The organism is Paraburkholderia phenazinium, from assembly GCF_900141745.1.
GTDB classification, from domain to species: Bacteria; Pseudomonadota; Gammaproteobacteria; order Burkholderiales; family Burkholderiaceae; genus Paraburkholderia; species Paraburkholderia phenazinium_B.
This window is the reverse complement of sequence record NZ_FSRM01000001.1, coordinates 1,809,242-1,830,322: the sequence shown is the minus strand read 5'-3', so window position 1 is coordinate 1,830,322 and position 21,081 is coordinate 1,809,242. Positions and strand designations below refer to the sequence as shown.

18 protein-coding genes and 1 tRNA gene are annotated in these 21,081 nt (G+C 61.5%); 10 read left to right on the top strand and 9 right to left on the bottom strand.

Annotation, left to right across the window (positions count from 1 at the left end; all coding sequences use genetic code 11):
• Positions 1–21: 21 nt before the first annotated feature.
• On the bottom strand, positions 22–684 hold the full coding sequence (locus BUS06_RS08555) for an RlmE family RNA methyltransferase (RefSeq protein WP_074263881.1): 663 nt from the start codon (positions 682–684) through the stop codon (positions 22–24).
• Between the two features lie 198 nt (positions 685–882).
• Between BUS06_RS08555 and BUS06_RS08550 the strand changes: the two genes are divergently transcribed.
• Positions 883–1,443, top strand: coding sequence for a YhbY family RNA-binding protein (locus tag BUS06_RS08550; RefSeq protein ID WP_074263880.1), 561 nt, complete (start codon positions 883–885; stop codon positions 1,441–1,443).
• A gap of 97 nt (positions 1,444–1,540) precedes the next feature.
• On the opposite strand, the gene BUS06_RS08545 is transcribed toward BUS06_RS08550, so the two are convergent.
• From BUS06_RS08545 to gloB, 7 genes are all read right to left on the bottom strand, one after another.
• Positions 1,541–2,056 carry a DUF4149 domain-containing protein gene (locus BUS06_RS08545; protein ID WP_074263879.1) on the bottom strand — a complete coding sequence of 172 codons (516 nt, stop codon included), beginning with the start codon at positions 2,054–2,056 and terminating at the stop codon, positions 1,541–1,543.
• Between the two features lie 32 nt (positions 2,057–2,088).
• Positions 2,089–2,565: a transcription elongation factor GreA gene (gene greA, locus BUS06_RS08540; RefSeq protein WP_074263878.1), complete on the bottom strand. Its 477-nt coding sequence runs from the start codon at positions 2,563–2,565 to the stop codon at positions 2,089–2,091.
• 153 nt (positions 2,566–2,718) lie between these two features.
• Positions 2,719–5,973, bottom strand: a complete 3,255-nt coding sequence (carB, locus tag BUS06_RS08535) for a carbamoyl-phosphate synthase large subunit (RefSeq protein WP_074263877.1) — start codon at positions 5,971–5,973, stop codon at positions 2,719–2,721.
• 216 nt (positions 5,974–6,189) lie between these two features.
• On the bottom strand, positions 6,190–7,353 hold the full coding sequence (carA, locus tag BUS06_RS08530) for a glutamine-hydrolyzing carbamoyl-phosphate synthase small subunit (protein ID WP_074263876.1): 1,164 nt from the start codon (positions 7,351–7,353) through the stop codon (positions 6,190–6,192).
• A 349-nt stretch (positions 7,354–7,702) separates the two neighbouring features.
• Entirely contained in the window at positions 7,703–8,944 is a 1,242-nt protein-coding gene (locus tag BUS06_RS08525; RefSeq protein ID WP_074263875.1) for an MFS transporter, read from the bottom strand.
• Positions 8,945–9,147: 203 nt separating this feature from the next.
• Complete coding sequence (locus tag BUS06_RS08520) at positions 9,148–10,851, bottom strand: transglycosylase SLT domain-containing protein (RefSeq protein WP_074265974.1); 1,704 nt, start codon at positions 10,849–10,851, stop codon at positions 9,148–9,150.
• Between the two features lie 155 nt (positions 10,852–11,006).
• Entirely contained in the window at positions 11,007–11,798 is a 792-nt protein-coding gene (gene gloB / locus BUS06_RS08515; RefSeq protein WP_074263874.1) for a hydroxyacylglutathione hydrolase, read from the bottom strand.
• Between the two features lie 19 nt (positions 11,799–11,817).
• On the opposite strand from gloB, the gene BUS06_RS08510 reads away from it, so the two are divergent.
• The 9 genes from BUS06_RS08510 (at position 11,818) to BUS06_RS08470 (ending at position 19,973) form a co-directional block, all read left to right on the top strand.
• Entirely contained in the window at positions 11,818–12,633 is an 816-nt protein-coding gene (locus BUS06_RS08510) for a class I SAM-dependent methyltransferase (RefSeq protein ID WP_074263873.1), read from the top strand.
• Positions 12,630–13,076, top strand: a complete 447-nt coding sequence (gene rnhA / locus BUS06_RS08505) for a ribonuclease HI (protein ID WP_074263872.1) — start codon at positions 12,630–12,632, stop codon at positions 13,074–13,076. Before BUS06_RS08510 ends, rnhA begins: the two co-directional genes overlap by 4 nt.
• A 134-nt stretch (positions 13,077–13,210) precedes the next feature.
• A complete protein-coding gene (dnaQ, locus tag BUS06_RS08500) occupies positions 13,211–13,945 on the top strand; it encodes a DNA polymerase III subunit epsilon (protein ID WP_074263871.1) in 735 nt (244 codons plus the stop codon).
• 48 nt (positions 13,946–13,993) lie between these two features.
• Positions 13,994–14,068 (top strand) — tRNA-Val (locus BUS06_RS08495).
• A gap of 581 nt (positions 14,069–14,649) precedes the next feature.
• Complete coding sequence (locus BUS06_RS08490; RefSeq protein WP_143787480.1) at positions 14,650–15,384, top strand: hypothetical protein; 735 nt, start codon at positions 14,650–14,652, stop codon at positions 15,382–15,384.
• A gap of 353 nt (positions 15,385–15,737) precedes the next feature.
• On the top strand, positions 15,738–17,639 hold the full coding sequence (locus tag BUS06_RS08485; RefSeq protein WP_074263869.1) for an ABC transporter ATP-binding protein: 1,902 nt from the start codon (positions 15,738–15,740) through the stop codon (positions 17,637–17,639).
• Positions 17,640–17,744: 105 nt separating this feature from the next.
• The gene (locus BUS06_RS08480) at positions 17,745–18,311 is read left to right on the top strand and encodes a TetR/AcrR family transcriptional regulator (RefSeq protein WP_074263868.1); all 567 of its coding nucleotides are present in this window, start codon (positions 17,745–17,747) and stop codon (positions 18,309–18,311) included.
• A 174-nt stretch (positions 18,312–18,485) separates the two neighbouring features.
• Complete coding sequence (locus BUS06_RS08475) at positions 18,486–18,911, top strand: organic hydroperoxide resistance protein (RefSeq protein WP_074263867.1); 426 nt, start codon at positions 18,486–18,488, stop codon at positions 18,909–18,911.
• Between the two features lie 33 nt (positions 18,912–18,944).
• Positions 18,945–19,973 (top strand): alpha/beta hydrolase, encoded by a 1,029-nt coding sequence (locus tag BUS06_RS08470; RefSeq protein WP_074263866.1) that lies wholly within the window; start codon positions 18,945–18,947, stop codon positions 19,971–19,973.
• 61 nt (positions 19,974–20,034) lie between these two features.
• Here BUS06_RS08470 and BUS06_RS08465 read toward each other — a convergent pair whose 3' ends face one another.
• A complete protein-coding gene (locus BUS06_RS08465; protein ID WP_074263865.1) occupies positions 20,035–20,934 on the bottom strand; it encodes a hypothetical protein in 900 nt (299 codons plus the stop codon).
• Positions 20,935–21,081: the final 147 nt, after the last annotated feature.

The following is a 21,081-nucleotide window of genomic DNA, read 5'->3' as shown; positions in this document are numbered from 1 at the left end:
GGATGCCTACGGAGCGCCCATTCAACCGGGCCGTTTCAGATGCTTACCCAAAATAAAAGTTTCGGACGATTTGTCGCGAGACGCTTTCGGCTTACGCGCGGCCACCGTCTTAAACTGCTGCTTGAACTTCTCGACAATCTGGCTGTAACCGCTGCCGTGAAAGCATTTGACTAAAAGGGCACCATCCGGCTTCAGGTGATTCTGGGAGAATTCCAGCGCGAGATCGCAGACATGCTCGATTCGCGCGGCATCCGCCAGCGCCACTCCCGACAGGTTGGGCGCCATATCGGAAATTACAAGGTCGACCTGACGCGCTCCTACCAATTCTTCCAGCTGGTGCAGAACCGAGTCCTCGCGGAAGTCGCCCTGAATGAAGATGACGTCGGCAATCGGCTCCATGGGCAGCAGGTCGAGCGCGATGATCGTGCCGTCGATGCCGCCTTCGCGCATCGCATCGCGCTTCGCGCCCTGTGCCAGCTTGTTGCGGACGTACTGGCTCCAGCTGCCGGGCGCCGAGCCAAGATCGACAATCACCTGGCCGGGACGGATCAGCTTGTCCTGTTCGTCGATTTCCTTCAGTTTGTAGGCTGCGCGGGCGCGATAGCCCTCCCGCTGCGCCAGTTTCACGTACGGATCATTGATGTGATCGTGCAGCCACGAGGTGTTGAATTTGTTTTTTGCCATTAACCGTTGAACTCTTGCTGCGTGATGCCGCGCTTTTAGCGGATAATACGCGTTTTATTCGCGCGGCTGCCGCTCCATGGGTCTCACCCTTGGGGCCATCAACCGCGTTCTCTGTTGTTCTGACGCGCCGCCCTGCGCGATCGACCGAAGCGATCGGAAATGCAGGCGCCGCCATTTTAGTCGAGTCTCCCACTTTCCATGCCAGCCCTCAAAGTCTCTTCCGATCAACGCGCCGAGTTGCGCTCCCAGGCACATGCGCTCAAACCGGTCGTGCTCATCGGCGCCGAGGGCTTGACCGACGCCGTACTGGCCGAAATCAAGGTCCACCTGGGCGCCCATCAACTGATCAAGATCCGGGTGTTCGGCGACGAACGCGAGGAACGGCTCGCGGTCTACGAACAGATCTGCGACACGCTGAATGCGGCGCCGATCCAGCACATCGGCAAGCTGCTGGTGATCTGGAAGCCCGAAGCTGCAGCCAAGCCGGCCGCCACCCGTGCTAAACGCGGCGAGTTGCCGAGCGTGCGTCGTGGCGAACTGCCGAGCGCCCGTCAGGCGGCGGCTGAAGATGCCAAGCCCGGTAAAGGCCGCGCCCCGCGCGTCGTGACGGTGGTCAAACCGTCCGAAATCCCGATGCGCAAGCCGAAGCCCAAGAAGGTCGTGGTGCGCGGTAACGAACGAGTCACGCAAGGCGGCAATATCAAGCGCGCCAAGAAACGCCAGGCCAGCGCCAAGCGTCCGCACCAGTCGGTCAAGTAATCTCTGCGTAAAAGCTGAAGAGGCTGCGGGCGCCCTGCCCGCAGCGTTGCGCGTTGCGTTGATCGACTATTGATTGACTGGTGCCAACCAGCGGTATCTAACCGGCAACGCCCTTACCCGCTGCGCCCCGGACTTCTTCTTGCCCGGTCAGCCCAGCCGTCGCGTTGGTGGGCAGCTTCCACACCAGCGCCACTGCGAGCAAGCTCTCGATCAGATAAAACAGGCTCGACACGCCATGCAGCACACCGAAGCGCACCGCATCCGGCGAATGGGCGACATCCGTGCCGGCCGCCAGCGCAGCCATGCGGATTGCATTCATGAACGGCTGCAGCGCGAAGTAACCGAGCAGCACGCACACCACCATCCCGGCGATCAGCCAGCGCAGACGGCGATAAGCATCGTTGCCGCGACGGATCAGCACGTTGGCGAGCCCAAGCAACAGCACGCCGCACACCACACCAAGCACGCCTTCGATGCGAAACAGCTGCGCCGCGACCTCGCCCGCCGCAGTCCGATCAAGCGAAGTAAACAACACGGGCGCCACCGCATAGCCGATGGTGAGCAGGCTCCCGACCCAGATAACGGTCAGTAGCCGGAACACCCTGTGTGGCATGGGAGACAGCGGGGTAGACACATGAGCCCTCTTCAGACGTAGCTGACGGCGATGATTTCGTACTCGCGCACGCCGCCAGGCGCCTGCACCGACGCCACGTCGCCCTCGGACTTGCCGATCAGGGCGCGCGCGATCGGCGAGCTGATCGAGATCAGGCCATGCTCGAGGTCCGCTTCGTCGTCGCCGACAATCTGATACTTCACCGAGGCCCCTGATTTCAGGTCTTCCAGCTCCACGGTCGCACCGAACACGATGCGGCCGTCCGCGTCCACCGCAGCGGGATCGATGATCTGAGCGCCAGCCAGCTTCGACTCGATTTCCGCAATGCGGCCCTCGATAAAACCCTGCTTTTCTTTCGCAGCGTCGTATTCGGCGTTTTCCGACAGGTCGCCCTGGGCACGCGCTTCAGCGATCGAATTGACGACCGCCGGACGTTCAACCGATTTCAGATGCTGTAGTTCATCGCGCAGCTTCTTGGCGCCACGCGTCGTCAATGGAATAGTGCTCATAAACAGCTCTAGTGGCAAAAAAACGGCCGTAAAAAAAATCACCGCGGTTAAGTGCATCCCCGCTGGCACCTGAGCCCGGGCAAAGCCCATGCCGGTACCTTGAGGGACGCCGCTTAACCGCGGCACTTACATCTTGGACAGGTATTCGAAGCCTTAGTTTAGGCGAGCATGGAGTCCTTGTAAATCATAGACTTCCAGGTCCTTCAAATACCGCAACCCTTCGACGGCAGCCCGCGCACCCGACATCGTCGTGTAGTACGTGACCTTGTTCGCCTGCGCGCTCATGCGGATTGAACGCGAATCGGCGATCGCCGCGCGGGTTTCGTCGACAGTCGTGAAGACCAGCGCGATCTCTGCGTTCTTGATCATATCCACGATGTGCGGACGGCCGTCTTTCACCTTGTTGACGACCTTGACCGGCACGCCAGCCGCCTCGATTGCGGCAGCCGTACCCTTGGTCGCGACGATCGGATAGCCGAGTTCGTGCAGCATGCGCGCGACTTCGACGGCCTTCGGCTTGTCGGCGTCCATCACGGTCAGCAGCACCGTGCCCGACTCCGGCAAACGCGAACCTGCGGCAAGCTGCGACTTGAACAGCGCTTCGCCGAAAGTCTCGCCCACACCCATCACTTCGCCAGTCGAACGCATTTCAGGTCCGAGCACCGGGTCGACGGTCGGGAACTTGACGAACGGGAACACCGCTTCCTTCACGCTGAAGTACGGCGGATCGATTTCCTTCGTCACGCCCTGCTGCGCCAGCGTCTGGCCGACCATCGCACGCGCGGCGATCTTCGCGAGCGGCAGGCTGGTCGCCTTAGACACATACGGTACCGTACGCGAGGCGCGCGGGTTCACTTCGAGCACGTAGATCACGTCCTCTTTCGAGCCGTCCGCCTGCGGCACTTGCTGGATTGCGAACTGCACGTTCATCAGGCCGATCACGTTCAGTGCCCGGGCCATCGCGCCGGTTTGACGCTTCAGTTCCGCCACGGTTTCCTTCGACAGCGAATACGGCGGCAGCGAGCAGGCGGAGTCGCCCGAGTGGACGCCCGCCTGTTCGATGTGCTCCATCACGCCACCGATAAACACGGCTTCGCCATCGGAGATGCAATCCACGTCGCATTCGATTGCGTCGTTGAGGAAGCGGTCGAGCAGCACCGGCGAATCGTTCGATACCTTCACGGCCTCGCGCATATAGCGTTCGAGGTCGCGCGGCTCGTGGACGATTTCCATGGCGCGGCCGCCCAGCACATACGACGGACGCACGACGAGCGGGTAGCCGATTTCGTCGGCGAGCTTCAGCGCTTCGTCTTCAGCGCGGGCGGTACGATTCGGCGGCTGGCGCAGGCCGAGGCCCTGCAGCAGCTTCTGGAAACGCTCGCGGTCTTCGGCGGCGTCGATCATGTCCGGCGAGGTACCGATGATCGGCACGCCGTTCGCTTCGAGATCGAGTGCAAGCTTCAGCGGCGTTTGACCACCGTACTGCACGATCACACCGACCGGCTTTTCCTTGTCGACGATTTCCAGCACGTCTTCGAGCGTCAACGATTCGAAGTACAGACGATCGGACGTGTCGTAGTCGGTCGAAACGGTTTCAGGGTTGCAGTTGACCATGATCGTTTCGTAGCCGTCTTCGCGCATCGCGAGCGCGGCGTGCACGCAGCAATAGTCGAACTCGATGCCCTGGCCGATCCGGTTCGGACCGCCGCCCAGCACCATGATCTTCTTGTTACTGGTCGGATTCGCTTCGCACTCTTCCTCGTAGGTCGAGTACATGTATGCGGTCTTGGTGGCGAATTCGGCCGCGCAAGTGTCGACGCGCTTGTAGACCGGACGCACGTTCAACTCAATCCGACGTTGACGCACTTCGGCCGGCTTCGCGCCGAGCAGCTTGGCGAGACGCCGATCCGAGAAGCCGCTCTGCTTCAGATACTTCAGTTCTTCCTTCGACAGGCTCGCGAGCGTGCGGCCGCCTAGCGCTTTTTCCTTCAGCACGATCTGTTCGATCTGCGCGAGGAACCACGGGTCGATCGAAGTCTCTTCAAAGATTTCCTCGGCGCTCATGCCGATACGGAACGCGTCGCCCACGTACCAGATGCGGTCCGGACCGGCTTCGCCGATCTCGCGGATGACCTCGTCGCGGCTGGTGGTCTTTTCATCGAGACCGTCCACGCCGACTTCGAGACCGCGCAGCGCCTTCTGGAACGACTCCTGGAAAGTGCGGCCAATCGCCATCACTTCGCCAACTGACTTCATCTGCGTGGTCAGACGCGAATCGGCCTCGCGGAATTTCTCGAACGCGAAACGTGGGATCTTGGTGACGACGTAGTCGATGGTCGGTTCGAAAGAAGCCGGGGTCTGACCGCCGGTGATTTCGTTCTTCAGTTCATCGAGCGTGTAGCCGCAGGCGAGCTTCGCCGCAACCTTCGCGATTGGGAAACCAGTCGCCTTCGAGGCCAGTGCCGACGAACGCGACACGCGCGGATTCATTTCGATCACGATCATCCGGCCGTCTTTCGGATTGATCGAGAACTGTACGTTCGAGCCGCCTGTATCCACGCCGATTTCGCGCAGCACCGCGAGCGATGCGTTACGCAGGATCTGGTATTCCTTGTCCGTGAGCGTCTGTGCCGGCGCAACGGTGATCGAGTCGCCGGTGTGGATGCCCATGGGGTCCAGGTTTTCGATCGAGCACACGATGATGCAGTTGTCCTTCTTGTCGCGGACCACTTCCATCTCGTACTCTTTCCAGCCGAGCAACGATTCTTCGATCAGCAGTTCGCGCGTGGGCGACAGGTCCAGACCGCGCTTGCAGATCTCTTCGAACTCTTCGCGGTTGTATGCAATGCCGCCACCCGAGCCGCCAAGCGTGAACGACGGACGGATCACCACCGGATACCCGCCGCTGCCAGTTTCCACCGCGATCTGCGCCTGCACCTGCAACGCTTCTTCCATCGAATGCGCGGTGCCCGACTTGGCCGAACCGAGACCGATCTTGGTCATCGCGTCCTTGAACTTCTGACGGTCTTCCGCCTTGTCGATGGCTTCCGGCGATGCGCCGATCAGTTCGACCTTGTACTTCTCGAGCACGCCGTGTGCGTGCAGGTCGAGCGCGCAGTTCAGCGCGGTCTGGCCACCCATCGTCGGGAGGATCGCGTCGGGGCGCTCCTTGGCGATGATGCGTTCCACCACTTCCCACGTGATCGGCTCGATGTAAGTCACGTCGGCCGTGTTCGGGTCGGTCATGATCGTCGCCGGATTGCTGTTGACGAGAATGACCTTGTAGCCTTCCTCACGCAACGCCTTGCAAGCCTGGGCGCCCGAGTAGTCGAACTCGCACGCCTGGCCGATGATGATCGGACCCGCGCCGATGATGAGGATGCTTTTAATGTCTGTCCGCTTGGGCATAACGCTCTCGCTAATGTATTCCTGAGTTCTTTCCGTTGGCGCGCTTCGCCGCTGCTGCCGGGGCCGGTGCTGCTGCGGTGGCTCCACGTTGCAACTGTGGCGGCGCGCTCTGTTCTGTTTGTCCGCAGAGCGGCCCGGCGTTAAAACTTCCGGGGCTCCGCCTGACGCAGGCGTCCTGGGTGGGCGCCTTTGGCGACCACCCCATAAGCTGACGCCTTAAGCCGCCGCTGCAGCTGCCGTCTTGCCAGCTTTCCTGTGGTCCATCAAGCCGGTGAAGCGATCGAACAGATAAGCAATGTCGTGCGGGCCAGGCGACGCTTCCGGGTGACCCTGGAAGCAGAACGCCGGCTTGTCGGTCAGCGCGAAGCCCTGCAGCGTGCCGTCGAACAGCGACACGTGCGTGGCACGTGCGTTGGCGGGCAGCGTAGCAGCGTCGACTGCGAAACCGTGGTTCTGCGACGTGATGACCACGCGGCCGTCGTCCAGATCCTTCACCGGATGGTTCGCGCCGTGGTGACCCGTCTTCATCTTCATGGTCTTCGCGCCGACCGCGAGGCCCATGATCTGATGACCGAGGCAAATGCCGAAAGTCGGAATGCCGCTCCCGATCAGTTCTTTGGTGGCTTCAATTGCGTAGTCGCACGGTTCCGGGTCACCCGGGCCGTTCGACAGGAACACGCCGTCCGGATTGAGCGCGAGCGCGTCTGCCGCAGTAGCCTGCGCCGGCAGCACGGTGACGTGGCAACCGCGCTCAGCCAGCATGCGCAGGATGTTGTACTTCACGCCGTAGTCGAACGCGACCACGCGATACTTCGGCGCCTTCTGCGTGCCGTAGCCCTCGCCCAGACGCCATTCGGTCTGCGTCCATTCGAACGATTCCCGGGTCGACACGACCTTCGCCAGGTCCATGCCGGCCAGACCCGGGAACGAGCGAGCGAGTTCGATTGCCTTGGCTTCGTCATCCGAGCCGGCGAGGATCGCCCCATTCTGCGCACCCTTGTCGCGCAGCACGCGGGTCAGCTTGCGCGTGTCGAGGCCGGCAATGGCAACCACGCCTTCGTCCTGCAGGTATTGCGAGAGCGTGCGCTCCATGCGGAAGTTCGATGCAAGAACCGGCAGGTCGCGGATGATCAGACCGGCGGCATGGACTTTCGAGGCTTCGACATCCTCGGCGTTCACGCCGACGTTGCCGATATGCGGATACGTGAGGGTCACAATCTGACGCGCATAGCTCGGGTCAGTCAGGATTTCCTGGTAACCGGTGATCGCGGTGTTGAAAACGACTTCGCCAATCGTATGGCCGGGAGCGCCGATCGAGTAGCCACGAAAGACCGTGCCGTCGGCGAGCGCGAGCAGAGCGGGAGAAAAAGACGGCAACACGGGAGACTCCTTGGGGGAGCACCCTGTGCCGACCTGTCTATCCGAGCCGTGCGAGCCGCAGCGAGATGCATCGGTGGATGCGCGCGCAGGCTCGCTCGCGTGTCACAGCAGACGTCGCAAGGGCGCGATGGATCCATTGTGTGGACTGATCGGCTGGGTGCGGTGCGTCAGCCGCGCGCGGCGGATGAACGGTATGGGAGAGGTAGGCGCTAGGGTGCGGGTTGATAAGCTCAAACCTTGGAATTATAGCCCGAAAGTGCCCTTCCCTCCAAATCTGAGATGGGACGGGAACGGGGCGCGGAGCCCCGAACGGCGCATGGGCGCCTTTATCCACAAGGGTTTCAGCGCATCACGACGGATGTTCGGCCTGCAGATGGATCGGCTTCGCCAGCGCACGGCTCGGCAATACGTACCAGATCGCGCTGGCGATCTGAAGCGCGACCAGAACGCTCCAGGCGGTTAGGTGCGCGGCGGCCGGATAGTGGCCGGCGTCGGCGGGCCAGAGCGATAGCACCGCGCCGACGCCAATCTGGAAACCGAAAATCAGCAGAAAAAGAATCAGCGTCAGCGTGGTGTTGCCGCGCCCGATCAGCTGCTGCGGGAGATGCCGCGTCAATACCGCGTAGCTGAGGATGCCCGTCCCACCGAAGATGCCGTATGCCGCCCACAACAGGCCTGCGGGCAACGGCGCGCGAAGCATGATGAGCAACTGGGTGACCACGAAGAGCGCCATGCCGATTCCGCAGAAGGCGTAGAGCGAGACGCCGCGCCTTTCCAGACTGCGCGCCGCAGCGCCAAAACCGACGCAGCCGGCCATCATCGCGACACCGAGAATGGATACGAGCGCAGCGGCCTCACGGGGGGCAAAGCCCATCACATCGCGCATCCATGCGCCGACCCATAGCGACTGCATCGAATAGAACACGCCTTGGGTGACGACAGAAAACGACGCGATCTTCCAGAAAGCTGCGCTTTTGAGGATGTGCCACGTGCCTTTGAACTGTCCAGCGAGACTCGTCCCGTGATGCTCTTCGCGTTTTTCCGGCGCGAGCGTCCACAAAGCGAGCGCCACCAGGATGGTCAGCACGCCCAAGCCGCCGCAGACTGCCCGCCAGCTCGCGAACGTCAGCACCCAGGTCAACGGCGAACCCACGACCACGCCGCCCAGACCGCCCACCGCCATCACCAGGCCGTTGACGAACGGCAGCCGCGCGGGCTCGAAATACTGCGCCAGCGCCTTGAACGCCGCGCCGAGGCAGACCGACACGCCGACGCCGATCAAAAGGCGCCCTAGCATCATCGTGCCGATACCGTGCGCCGTCCCGAATACCCAGATCCCGGCCGCCGCAAACAGCAGCGTGCCGGCGGTGACGCGGCGCGTGCCATAGTGGTCGAGCAGCACGCCCGCTGGAATCTGGGCGCCGGCGAAGCCAAGGAAGTAGAGACTCGTCAGCAGGCCGAGATCGGCAGCGGATAGACCCAGATCATGCGTGATGAGTGGCGCGAAGCCGAGATTGACGCCGCGAAAGACATAGGAGACGAAGTAGCCGGCGGAGAACAGCAGGAACACGCGAAGCTGGGTGGACGACATGGGTAAAAGGCAATTTCTGGTCTGGCGAAAGCACAAACGATAAAGGAAAACGCAAGGAACTGCAGGAAAGCCCCTGCAGAGACCCTGAAATGAAAACGCCGTCACCACAGGTGACGGCGTTGAAAAACGAGAAGTGGATCGGAGCGCAATTCATGCGCTGCCCCCGCAACGCATGTGGCCACTTCCGTGGAAGCCGCTTTGGTCTAGTTGCCCTTCTTCGTCTTGGCTGCGGTCTTCGGGCGGCCTGCTGCCGTAGCCTTTGACGCCTTGCTGGACGTGACCGGCTCGGCCACTTTCAGCATCTTGCCCTTGGGAGCGGCGCCCGACGCTGACGATTTGCTGGCCTTGCCCGCCGGTTCCGACACCTTGACGACAGCGGTGCGGCCACGACCTGATTTCTTATCGTAGCGCGATTCGCTCTTCGTGTCTGTGACCTGGGTCCCGATGCGCTCGACGCCACCGCCCTGCACGCTCGTGGCGATCCGCTCGGGACCGGGTTCGCTAGGCATGGCCTTGCCAACCGGCACGTGCAGCACGATCACCTGACCCGGGTTGACCTGGTCGCGATGCGTGCGGTTCCATCCCTTCAACTGACCGATCGACACGCCGTAGCGCACCGCCAGCGCCGCCATGGTCTGCTTGCGACGAACGCGAATCAGCATCTTGCGCGTGTCGGGAACGTCCGGCTCCATCGCCAGAACGGCGCTTTCGGCGACGTCCGCGCTGATGTCTTCATCGGCGTCGTCGTCCGTACGCGGAATGACGATCGTCGAACCCGGCTTCAGACGCATGCCGACGGGAATCTTGTTGACCTCCATCAGCGTGTCCGGATCGACGCCGATCTTTTGCGCAAGCGCGGCCGGCGCCGCGCGCTCGGTCACCGTGTAGGTGGTCCACGACGACAGGTTGCCCGAGTAGGCCTTCAGGTTGTGCTCGAAGGCGCTGGCGTTATCGAACGGCAGCAGGATCTGCGGCTGGGTCGCGCCGAGAATGACCGGCTTCTTGAACGACGGATTCAGCGAACGGAATTCGTCCGGCGTCATGTTCGCGAGCTTGGCCGCGATATCGACGTCGATATCGTGCGCGGTGGTGACCGTCACGAAATACGGGTGGTTCGGAATGGTCGGCAGAGCGAGGCCATAGGCCTGCGGGTTCATCACGATGTTCTTGACGGCCTGCAGCTTGGGAACGTAGTTACGCGTCTCGTTCGGCATGCGCAGGTCGGCATAGTCCGTTGGCAATCCCGCCGCTTCGTTGCGCGCGATCGCGCGCTGCACGTTGCCCTCGCCCCAGTTGTACGCCGCCAGCGCAAGCTGCCAGTCGCCGAACATGTCGTGCAGACGCGAGAGATAGTCGAGCGCCGCGCTGGTGGAAGCCAGCACGTCACGGCGCTCGTCCTGCCACATGTTCTGCTTGAGGTTGTAGGTACGGCCCGTATCCGGCACGAACTGCCACATGCCAGCCGCCTTCGCGACTGACAACGCCTGCGGGTTATAGGCGGACTCGATGAACGGCAGCAACGCGAGCTCGGTCGGCATATGGCGCTGCTCGAGCTCTTCGACGATGTGATACAGATATTTTTGCGACCGCTCGGTCATGCGCGCCACGTAATCGGGGCGCTGCGCGTACCAGTTGACCTGCATGTCGACGAGGTCGCTTTGCAGGTCAGGCATCTGGAAACCACGGCGAATCCGCGCCCATAGGTCGGCGTCCGGGCTCGTCAACTGGTCGACCGAGCCTTGATCGACATTGATCGTTTCTTTGGCAGAGGCGGTGTTGCGGAGGGCGTCGGCTACAGCTTGCTGGGTGGCAGGATTAGGCGCGGTGGTATTGCTGCTCGTCGTTGGTCCCTGGCTCGCGCACGCGGCGAGCATGAGGACCAGCAACGTACTAAAGATAAATCTCATGAACGTCTCGGCTTCCATAGGACTGGAATTTGCAGCCGATAGTACGAAAGCGAAACGTTTACGTCAATCAGAAATATACGAAAAACCTAGGCAAATCTTAGGCTTGGCATATTTTTCCGAAATTCAAGGTGAACATGACCCCATCAGGCGATGGGTCAGCGGAACCTGTTCTTCCATTCACGCATCAATGTGAACGCAGTTAAACGATCCGGCACCGTTTCGTGCAACTGTTCGGCGAGGGTCGCGTGGATCGCGGGACTGTCGGCCCGCAGAAACGGATTGGTTGCCCGCTCTTGTGCGATCGTCGTAGGCAAAGTGGGAACGCCGCGCTCGCGCAGCGCGGTTGCACGATCGCGCCACGCCTGCAGATCCGCATTGCCGGGCTCGCAGGCGAGCGCGAAACGGATGTTCGACAGCGTGTATTCATGCGCGCAGTGGACCTGAGTCGCGCCAGGCAGGGCCGCGAGTTCGTCCAGCGACGTCAGCATCTGCGCCGGCGTGCCCTCGAACAACCGGCCGCAGCCGCACGCGAACAGCGTGTCGCCACAAAACACGTGAGGGGTTCCGGCCGGGTCGGCTGCCTGGAAGTAGGCAATGTGGCCGCGCGTATGGCCAGGTACGTCGAGCACGCTCAGTTCGAACGCCGGCTCGGCAATGCTCACGCGATCGCCACTTTTCAGACGATAGTTGAGATGCTCTATCGCCTCGCCCGCCGGACCGTACACGGGCACGGCCTGGCCATTCAGCAGATCGGCCACCCCGCCGACGTGGTCTTGGTGGTGGTGCGTGAGTAAAATAGCGCTCAACCGCCAGCCCCGTTTCGCCAGGTAGGCGCGAACCGGAGCGGCATCGCCCGGATCGACGGCCACCGCATGGTGCCCATCCGACACGAGCCAGATGTAATTGTCTTCAAACGCCGGGACCGGCACGTACTCGAGCGCATTCATAGGCGACGCAATCTTCAATATGTCTGACCGAACGATTATAGACTGGCCCGCCTGGACCGATTCGCCACCCGGACGCTACGTGCTGGAATGGGAACAGGCGCAGCTCGACCGTGTGGTGTCGGACGTGTTCGGCTACCACGCGCTGCAACTGGGCCTGCCGCAGCTCGATGCCCTGCGCGAGAACCGCATGCCGTGCCGTGGCCTCGTGCTGGATGCCGCCAGCGGCGCGAGCGCGCCGTACGAATTCCCGCGCGCGGCGGGCGCCGCTGCGCCCGAAAAACATGCGCCGCTCGGGCGCAGCGCGGTCTGGTGCGATCTGCTCGATCTGCCGTTCGAGGCGCAGAGCGTCGACCTGATCGTTATGCCGCATACGCTCGAATTCACCCGCGACCCTCACCGGCTGTTACGCGAGGCCGAACGCGTGCTGATGCCCGAAGGGCAACTGATCATTCTCGGCTTCAATTCGCTGTCGCTGTGGGGAGCCCGGCAATCGGTCGGCAAGATGACCGGGCGGCCGTTCGTGCCGGCCGCGCACGACCTGATTGCGTTCACCCGTCTGAAGGACTGGATTAAACTGCTCGGCTTCGACCTTGAACGCGGACGCTTCGGCTGCTATCGTCCGCCCCTCGTCAGCGACCAGTGGCTCGCGCGCTATGGCTTCATGGAAGCCGCCGGCGACCGCTGGTGGCCGATCTTCGGCGCCACCTACATGGTGAAGGCGATCAAGCGCGTGCGCGGCATGCGTCTCATCGGCCCGGTAAAGGTGAAAAAACCCGTGCTTGCAGCGGGCCTCGCCCCCGCCGCCTCTCCGAACACACGCAACCAGAGAAAATGACTTCCGAACTCATCGATATTTATACGGACGGCGCCTGCAAGGGCAACCCCGGCCCAGGCGGCTGGGGCGCGCTGCTGCGCTACGGCGCGCAGGAAAAAGAAATGTTCGGCGGCGAAGCGAACACCACGAACAATCGCATGGAGCTGATGGCGGTAATCGCCGCGCTCGAAGCGTTGAAGCGGCCTTGCAAGGCGGTCGTGCATACCGACTCGCAGTATGTGCAGAAAGGCATCAGCGAATGGATCCACGGCTGGAAGAAGAAAAACTGGATGACCGCTGCGAAGACCCCGGTTAAGAACGCTGACCTGTGGAAGCGGCTCGATACGGCCGTCCAGCAGCATGAGATCGAGTGGCGCTGGGTGAAAGGTCACGCGGGACATCCGGAGAACGAACGTGCGGACGCGCTGGCAAACCGTGGGGTCGCTACGCTGGCGGAGATTTGAAGCGCGTTTTTTGGCTGCTATTTGCTTTCGCGTTGGCGTCTCAGTTTTCTTCGCGCTTCTGCCGTAATGTGCTTCCGCGTTAGGTTCGCGGTTAGGTTTTTTCTCAGACAATTTCTAGAGCGGGCTAATCCGACATGCGTCAACTCATCCTCGATACCGAAACCACCGGCCTGAACGCGCGCACCGGCGACCGCGTTATCGAAATCGGCTGCGTCGAGTTGGTGAACCGCCGGCTCACAGGCAGCAACCTGCACTTCTACATCAACCCGGAGCGCGACAGCGATCCGGGCGCATTGGCGGTTCACGGCCTGACCACCGAATTCCTGAGCGACAAGCCGAAGTTCGCCGAGATCGCCAACGAGTTGCGCGATTTCGTTCAGGGCGCGGATCTGATCATCCACAACGCGCCATTCGATATCGGCTTTCTCGACGCTGAATTCGCGTTGCTCGGGCTGCCGCCGTTCAGTTCGCATTGCGGCGAGGTGATCGACACGCTGGTTCGCGCCAAAGCCATGTTCCCTGGCAAGCGCAATTCACTGGACGCGCTGTGCGACCGCTTCGGCATCAGCAATGCACACCGCACGCTGCACGGCGCACTGCTCGACTCGGAACTGCTCGCTGAAGTTTATCTGGCGATGACGCGCGGGCAAGAGAGCCTCGTGATCGACATGCTGGGCGAGGCATCGACCAGCAGCGGAGAACGTGCGCCGCGCGTGGCGCTGAGTTCGCTCGAGTTGCCGGTGATCGTTGCAAACGAAGAGGAACTTGCCGCGCATCAGGCGGTGCTCGATGGCCTCGACAAGGCGGTCAAGGGGACGAGCGTTTGGCGTCTCCAGCCTGTGTCGACAGCGGATGAGCAGACTGCTTAAAAAGTGCTTTACGAGCCGAAGATCCTCTGACATAATTTCGCTCTCTTCGGGTGGTTAGCTCAGCGGTAGAGCACTGCCTTCACACGGCAGGGGTCACAGGTTCAATCCCTGTACCACCCACCAGTATTCAGCCGAAGTCTCTGGAAACGCATCCAGCGCTGGTTTGGCCAACTGTTCCGGCCGGCAGCGAGCTTCTGCTAACGCAACACAAAAAAGCCCTGCAACCGCGGGGCTTTTTTTCGCCCATATTCTCCGGCAGCACCGCGCAGCCGATCGGGTCAACCTCTTGCAGTCGTTCGAGTCACCATGGCCGCAGCGTCGGCTATCAAAGTGGCACGGCCGCTCGCTCGCATGAGGTCGCCTATCGCCTTTCTGCCACTGGAATTCACCGACTCACGGCGGATAGCGCATATAGCTTGTCCGTCATCTATCAGACAATTCACAGTAGCATTCGACTGGTAACCGCCACTGCGCCGCGAGGAGTTTAGAAGCCAACGGTCCATATCGCCCGGAGCGGCTCGCAAATGTTGTCGAGGCGGAAAGACTTTGCCTGGCCGATTCAGCGCGGGATCTTGCATCGTATCCTGCTCAATCGTAGCGGCGACGGGATATCCCGCCGGGTATCGTCGACGTGGTAATGGGTGACGTAGGATCCCGACACTATCGGTCAACGTGCAGCGACGCCTTCCGCGTAAGGTGGACCTATGAATGACAACAATCAAACAGACCAACGGGATCCAGTCAGGGTATTCGAAGGCGTGGTGCCTCGCAGCCTGCTCGAATACATGAATAGCTCCATTGATACTGCAAGACATGAATGGCGCCCGGCCGACGGTCGACGCGCCGCATCGATGGCAAGGAATTTCGCCGAGTTGCTGCGGGCGTCCGACAGCTTCAATGCGATGGAGAGTCGGGCATGCTCTGCCGCTCGCGGTTGGGCGGCCATCGTGCTCGGCAAGGAACTTACCGGCGAGCCGCTTTATGTACTTCGTTGCGTCGACTCTGGCATGCCTTCACAGAGCTACCTGCGGCATTACGATTCCCACATCCTGACGATACTGATTATTTTGCAGCTTGCTGACGGATACGATCGATGCGGCGATCTCGTCGTGTACAAGCGCCAGCGCGAGTCGATTTCGTTGATTGCCAACGTGCGCACCAAGACCTGGCTCATGATCGAGCATGTACTCCCGCTCCCCGTCCGCCGCGCGCTGCTCGATCGTGACCGGTCCAGAGGGCGATGCGATCGGATAGTGTGCTTACCCGGCAACGTCTACGTGTTCAACGGCTTTGTTACGCTGCACAGCAATTTCGACGTCGAGTCAGGGGAACGACGCTCCTTGATCATCCACTACTACGACCCTGGTTTGACCGCTGGACTCCAACGAATCACTCAGACTTTCCGTGGATTCCGCGACCGTCTCGCAGATTTATTCTGAGACCTCTTCCATTCTTCGTATCAAATCAACCACATCCACGCCGCCCGCTCTTGCAACCACAATAAAGCCACTATATATTCGAGCTTCGGACATCAGTTCCGTCCAACGTTGTTCTTCACTTCACTCAACTCTAAAGGGAGGCATCACATGTTGTTCAGCGTGCACATTGCCACCCTTTACGTGGCCTCGCGACCTTAACTAGTCGCCTACGCAGGTCCGCCGTTTCGGCAAGCCTGCGCATTTTCCAGACGGTCTAACACTAGCTTGCCAGTTCGGTCTGGCCCGCTTCGGCTGTCTATTCCTATTGCTTCTGACTGGAATCCCGGGGTCTCTGCGTCCCCAGGCCGTGACCAATGACTACAAAAAAACTCGACTTACGCGGACAGGTCTTTAAGGACGTCCTCGGCTTCACCGTTCGACACTGGCGCGAACAACCCTGGCGCATCTTCGCCGTCACCAGCCTGGTGCTGCTCTCGGCATTGGCCGACGTGCTCACGCCGCTGTTCGCGGGGCACCTCGTCGACGCGATCGCATCGGGCTCGGCCGGCAACCCGGCCGCCTGGCATGCGGCCGTGACCGCATTCGCCATTCTGGCCGGACTCGGTCTCGGCGCCACCCTGCTGCGCCAGGGCGTCTTCATGAACATCATCGTGCTGACGCTGAAGATGATGAGCAAGATCGCCGCCAATGCCTTTCACCGGGTGCAGCGTTTTTCGACCGACTGGCACGCCAACAGCTTCGCCGGCTCGACAGTGCGCAAGATCACGCGCGGCATGTGGGCGCTCGACATCCTGAACGACACGCTGCTGGTGGCGCTGTTCCCGTCGCTCGTCATGCTGGTGGGTTCCACCGTGCTGCTCGGCGTGCGCTGGCCGCTGATGGGTGCAGTCGTCGGGCTCGGCTCGATCCTGTACATCGCGATAACGGCGATGCTGTCGCTCGGCTTCGTCGCACCGGCGGCGCGTCTGGCCAACGCGTGGGACACCCGGATGGGCGGCGCACTCGCCGATGCGGTGAGCTGCAACGCAGTCGTCAAGGCGTTCGGCGCGGAAGCGCGCGAAGAGGTGCTACTCGGCCGCATCATCGATAAATGGCGCCATCGCACCAGACGGACGTGGGTGCGCGGCACGCTCAACGGCGGTGTTCAGGGCGGCATGCTCGTGGTGATCCAGGCGTCGATCCTCGGGGCCGCGCTGTACCTGTGGGCTCACGGCGAGGCCAGCGTCGGCGACATCACGTTCGCCCTGACGATGTTCTTCATGTTGCAAGGCTATCTGCGTGAAGTAGGCATGCACATACGCAACCTGCAGCGCTCGGTCAACGACATGGAAGAACTCGTCTCGCTCGAAAAGCAGCCTCTCGGTATCGAGGACAAGCCCGGCGCACGGTCGATCAGGATCGAAAAGGGCGAGATCCGTTTCGAGCACGTCACGTTCCACTATGGCTCGCTCGCCACGCCGCTGTACGACAACTTCTCGGTGCGCATTGCGCCGGGCGAACGCGTCGGACTGGTGGGGCATTCGGGTTCGGGCAAGACGACGTTCATCAAGCTGATCCAGCGGCTTTACGATGTGACGGGCGGCCGCATCACGATCGACGGACAAGACATCTCCCTGGTCAGTCAGTCGTCGTTGCGCAGCCAGATCGCCATCGTTCAGCAGGAGCCGGTGCTGTTTCACCGTACGCTGGCGGAGAACATCGCCTATGCGCGTCCCGGCGCCACGCGCGCCGAGATCGAGCGGGCTGCGAAGCTCGCCAGCGCTCACGACTTCATCGTGACGTTGCCCAACGGCTACGACACGTTGGTGGGCGAGCGCGGCGTCAAGCTCTCGGGCGGCGAACGTCAGCGCGTGGCGATTGCGCGGGCGTTCCTGGCAGACGCGCCGATCCTGATTCTGGACGAGGCCACTTCGAGTCTCGACAGTGAAAGCGAGTTGCTGATCCAGCAAGCCATGGAACGGCTGATGGTGGGACGCACGACGCTCGTCGTCGCGCACCGGTTGTCGACTGTTCGGGCGCTGGACCGGCTGCTTGTACTCGATAAGGGCAAGGTCATCGAGGAAGGTAGCCATGAAGCGCTGATCCAGCTCGAGAAAGGCTTGTATCGCAGGTTGTTCGAACGCCAGGCGCTGGAGTTAATCAAGGGCCTGTCCGAACCGGACGTGAGAGCGGCAGTGCGTGGCGTCAGCACCAGCAGCAATGCCAATGCTAGCGCCCGGCAGATCGACGACCCGGAAATGCTGGTGGACGAATAATCCGCAAGCAGCGGGGAGGGATGCGCAGCATCCCTCCCCTGCTCCGCAAAAAAATTTTCACCTCACCTCTTGACAGTCTATCTATCAGTAGATAAAGTTCGATCCATGGAAACGACATCGACGGTCCGCGAACAGATCCTCAACCACGCAATCACGCTGATGATGATGCGCGGCTATAACGGATTTAGTTACCGTGATCTGTCGAGTCTGGTCGGCGTAAAGACCTCGAGCATCCACTACTACTTTCCGTCGAAAGACGACTTGGTACTGGAAGCGGTGAACGAGTACAGCAAAGAGGTGTTCGACGCCATCCACACTGTTGACGCTTCCTTGCCGGCTGATGCAAAGCTCAGCAAGTACGCAAAGATGTTTGGCAGAACCCTCGGTGACGGCAATCAGATCTGCCTGTGTGGCATGCTGGCTGCGGACATCGAGTCATTGCCCGAGAACATTCGCCACGCAATACAGGCGTTTTTCAAGGCGAACGAAAACTGGCTGGCCAAAGTTCTCGCGCAAGGTGCGCAGGAAAAGACGCTGGCAGTGAACGGCAAGCCGGAAAACGCGGCGCGCACGCTCTTCGCCGCGTTCCAGGGCAGCGTGCTGGCGAGCAGGTTGTTTCACACCAAGGCTCGGCTCGAAGATATCGAAGCTTCGGTGAGAATCTCGCGGTAACGCAGTCGAATTGCGAGGTGGTACGCCACCTCTTTAGTTGGCCGAGTTATCTATCTCTGAGTAGATAGATAACCGGGAGATGTGAAATGGAAGCACGCACTTTTTGTAGATGGAAATCTATCTAGTAGTAGATAGCAAACTTTAGCAACTCAACCTCTTGAAAGGAGTTTCACCATGTCCCTCGACAAAGTTCTCTACCGCGCCCAAGCCCACGCAACCGGTGGCCGTGACGGTCGTGCTGTTGTGCCCGCAGGCAATCTCGACTTCAAGCTGACCACGCCGAAAGAGCTGGGCGGAGCCGGCGGCGAAGGCGCCAACCCTGAACAACTGTTTGCGGCCGGCTACAGCGCGTGTTTCCTCGGCGCGATGAAGTTCGTCGCCGCACGCGACAAGATCGCCATCCCGGCGGATGTGTCGATCGACGGCAGCGTCGGCATTGGCGTAATTCCGAACGGCTTCGGCATCGAAGTAGAACTGAAGATCTCGCTGCCCGGCATGGCACGCGAAGCGGCGCAAACGCTGGTCGACCGTGCGCACATCGTCTGCCCGTACTCGAATGCAACGCGCGGCAACATCGACGTGACGCTGACGATCGCTTAAGCCCCACTTCAACTACATCAACCGGAATCCACCATGAAGACCGTCAAACCCATGCTGCTCGCCGTCGCTCTTGCTGTCAGCACGACGTTTGCCGTTGCCGCGACGCCGGCAGCACCCGCCACGCCCGACCAGGTGACAAGCCAGTTCCTCCATGCCCTCAACAGCGGCACAGGACCGGCAATCAATACGTTGACCCCGGCCGAAGCGCGTCAGGTGCTGATCGCCGCGCAGAACAGCGTCAAGGTCGATCTGTCGGGCATCGAGGTGTCGAACAGGACTATCGAACAGGACGGTATAACCGTACCGATCACGATCGTACGTCCGCAGGGCGCAACGGGTACCTTGCCGGTCTTCATGTTCTTCCACGGAGGCGGCTGGATTCTTGGCGACTTCCAGACCCACGAGCGTCTGGTACGCGATCTCGTCGTGCAGTCCGGCGCGGTGGCGGTGTTCGTCGACTACACGCCGTCGCCGGAAGCACGTTATCCGCTGGCGATTAACCAGGCGTACGCGGCGACCAGATGGGTTGCGGAACATGGCAATGACATCGGCGTCGACGGCAGCCGCCTGGCGGTGGTCGGCAATAGCGTGGGCGGCAACATGGCCGCGGTGGTCTCGCTCATGGCGAAAGACAAGCAAGGCCCGACGATCCGCTTTCAAGGTTTGATGTGGCCGGTCACGGACAACAACTTCAACGACGGCTCGTATAAGGCCTATCCGGAAGGGCACTTTCTGACCGCTCCGATGATGAAGTGGTTCTGGGACGCGTACACGAAGGACCCGAAGCAGCGTAACGAGATTTACGCATCGCCGTTGCGTGCCTCATTGGATGAGTTGAAGGGCCTGCCACCTGCGCTGATTCAGGTCGCCCAGTTCGACGTGCTGCGCGATGAAGGCGAAGCTTACGGACGCAAGCTCGACGCAGCAGGCGATGACGCGACCACTGTCCGCTACAACGGCACGATCCACGATTTCGGCTTGCTCAACGCACTCGCCGAGGACGCACCGACGAAGGCCGCGATCAAACAACTCGCCAACGAATTGCAATCGCGGCTGAAGTAAGTCACGCAGCAAAGAAAGGCAAATCCGGCAACGGCGCATCATCAGGCAACACTGCGCCGTGTCAGGCCTGGCGCAGCGAAGTATCGAGCGCACGGGCGGCGACACGGTCGCCTTCAGTGGCAAGCGCCGCACGAAACACCGTTTGACGGTTGTGCCCTGCTGCTGCGGGAGAATCCCACAGCAGTTCAACCTTCGGCCGACGATGCATCCAGCCCACCTGGGCTGCCGCGCGCGGCACCGACGCGGCGGCCGCAGGCGAGGCGGGTGCGCTTTGGGTGTCGGCAGTGTTGACAACAACCGCTGCGGCAGCGCTCCCGGCAACGTTCGCAGGAACTGGCGCAGACACCGGCGCCGGCGTTGCACCGCCAGCCTGCCCGTCCGGCCAACGCACCGACAACTCGCGCGCGTCATACTGGCCGAGCTTGCGGCTTTCCACCCAGACAACCACCGTGCGCGTCGTGGCATCGACAGAGATCGCGTAGCGCCCTATCGCAAAGCGGCGCGCCGCAACGTTGGTGCGCCACAGTGCGCGCGGACGGCAGATCCACATGACTGCCGCATACAAGGCCGGCGCCGCCACCAGCCAGCCGTTGGTTGCCGCTATCGTCTGCAGCGCGCGACGCCCGCCCGCGCTCCAGACGAAGGCGCCCACCGAAAAGACCGCGAACAGGAATCCCAGGAAAGCGAACACTCGCAACGCCTGGCGCAGCCATTGCGGCAGCGGATGGAACGGGCGCTCGGCGCGGGCGCGCGCGCCCGGCAAAAAGATCAGCAGGAACAGAAAGACAAGGTTGATGCAGGCCCATGGCGACGAAGCCATAGCGGCCAACGACGACACGAAGTCCATCGTCGACATCGAAAACAGCCACCGCGCCAGAATCACGAGACCGATGGCACGCAACGCGAAAATCGTTCCGGCGCCTGGCGCCGCGTTCGCACGCGTCTCTTTCGTTCTCGCCAAGGCATCCTCCTGTCGTTGACGACGCCGCAGCCCAATTTGCGGCACGGCCATTATAGGGATATTACCGAGGCGGCTCACGGTTACTCCCTCCAAAACACCACTTTCAACACATTCATGACGCAATGCGCGGCGCCCATGCAACAACGC

Bases quoted from the DNA above. Each gene is read 5' to 3' on its own strand.
- BUS06_RS08555 (WP_074263881.1), bottom strand. From the start codon at position 684: ATGGCAAAAAACAAATTCAACACCTCGTGGCTGCACGATCACATCAAT.
- BUS06_RS08550 (WP_074263880.1), top strand. From the start codon at position 883: ATGCCAGCCCTCAAAGTCTCTTCCGATCAACGCGCCGAGTTGCGCTCC.
- BUS06_RS08545 (WP_074263879.1), bottom strand. From the start codon at position 2,056: ATGCCACACAGGGTGTTCCGGCTACTGACCGTTATCTGGGTCGGGAGC.
- greA (WP_074263878.1), bottom strand. From the start codon at position 2,565: ATGAGCACTATTCCATTGACGACGCGTGGCGCCAAGAAGCTGCGCGAT.
- carB (WP_074263877.1), bottom strand. From the start codon at position 5,973: ATGCCCAAGCGGACAGACATTAAAAGCATCCTCATCATCGGCGCGGGT.
- BUS06_RS08525 (WP_074263875.1), bottom strand. From the start codon at position 8,944: ATGTCGTCCACCCAGCTTCGCGTGTTCCTGCTGTTCTCCGCCGGCTAC.
- BUS06_RS08520 (WP_074265974.1), bottom strand. From the start codon at position 10,851: ATGAGATTTATCTTTAGTACGTTGCTGGTCCTCATGCTCGCCGCGTGC.
- gloB (WP_074263874.1), bottom strand. From the start codon at position 11,798: ATGAATGCGCTCGAGTACGTGCCGGTCCCGGCGTTTGAAGACAATTAC.
- BUS06_RS08510 (WP_074263873.1), top strand. From the start codon at position 11,818: ATGTCTGACCGAACGATTATAGACTGGCCCGCCTGGACCGATTCGCCA.
- rnhA (WP_074263872.1), top strand. From the start codon at position 12,630: ATGACTTCCGAACTCATCGATATTTATACGGACGGCGCCTGCAAGGGC.
- dnaQ (WP_074263871.1), top strand. From the start codon at position 13,211: ATGCGTCAACTCATCCTCGATACCGAAACCACCGGCCTGAACGCGCGC.
- BUS06_RS08490 (WP_143787480.1), top strand. From the start codon at position 14,650: ATGAATGACAACAATCAAACAGACCAACGGGATCCAGTCAGGGTATTC.
- BUS06_RS08485 (WP_074263869.1), top strand. From the start codon at position 15,738: ATGACTACAAAAAAACTCGACTTACGCGGACAGGTCTTTAAGGACGTC.
- BUS06_RS08480 (WP_074263868.1), top strand. From the start codon at position 17,745: ATGGAAACGACATCGACGGTCCGCGAACAGATCCTCAACCACGCAATC.
- BUS06_RS08475 (WP_074263867.1), top strand. From the start codon at position 18,486: ATGTCCCTCGACAAAGTTCTCTACCGCGCCCAAGCCCACGCAACCGGT.
- BUS06_RS08470 (WP_074263866.1), top strand. From the start codon at position 18,945: ATGAAGACCGTCAAACCCATGCTGCTCGCCGTCGCTCTTGCTGTCAGC.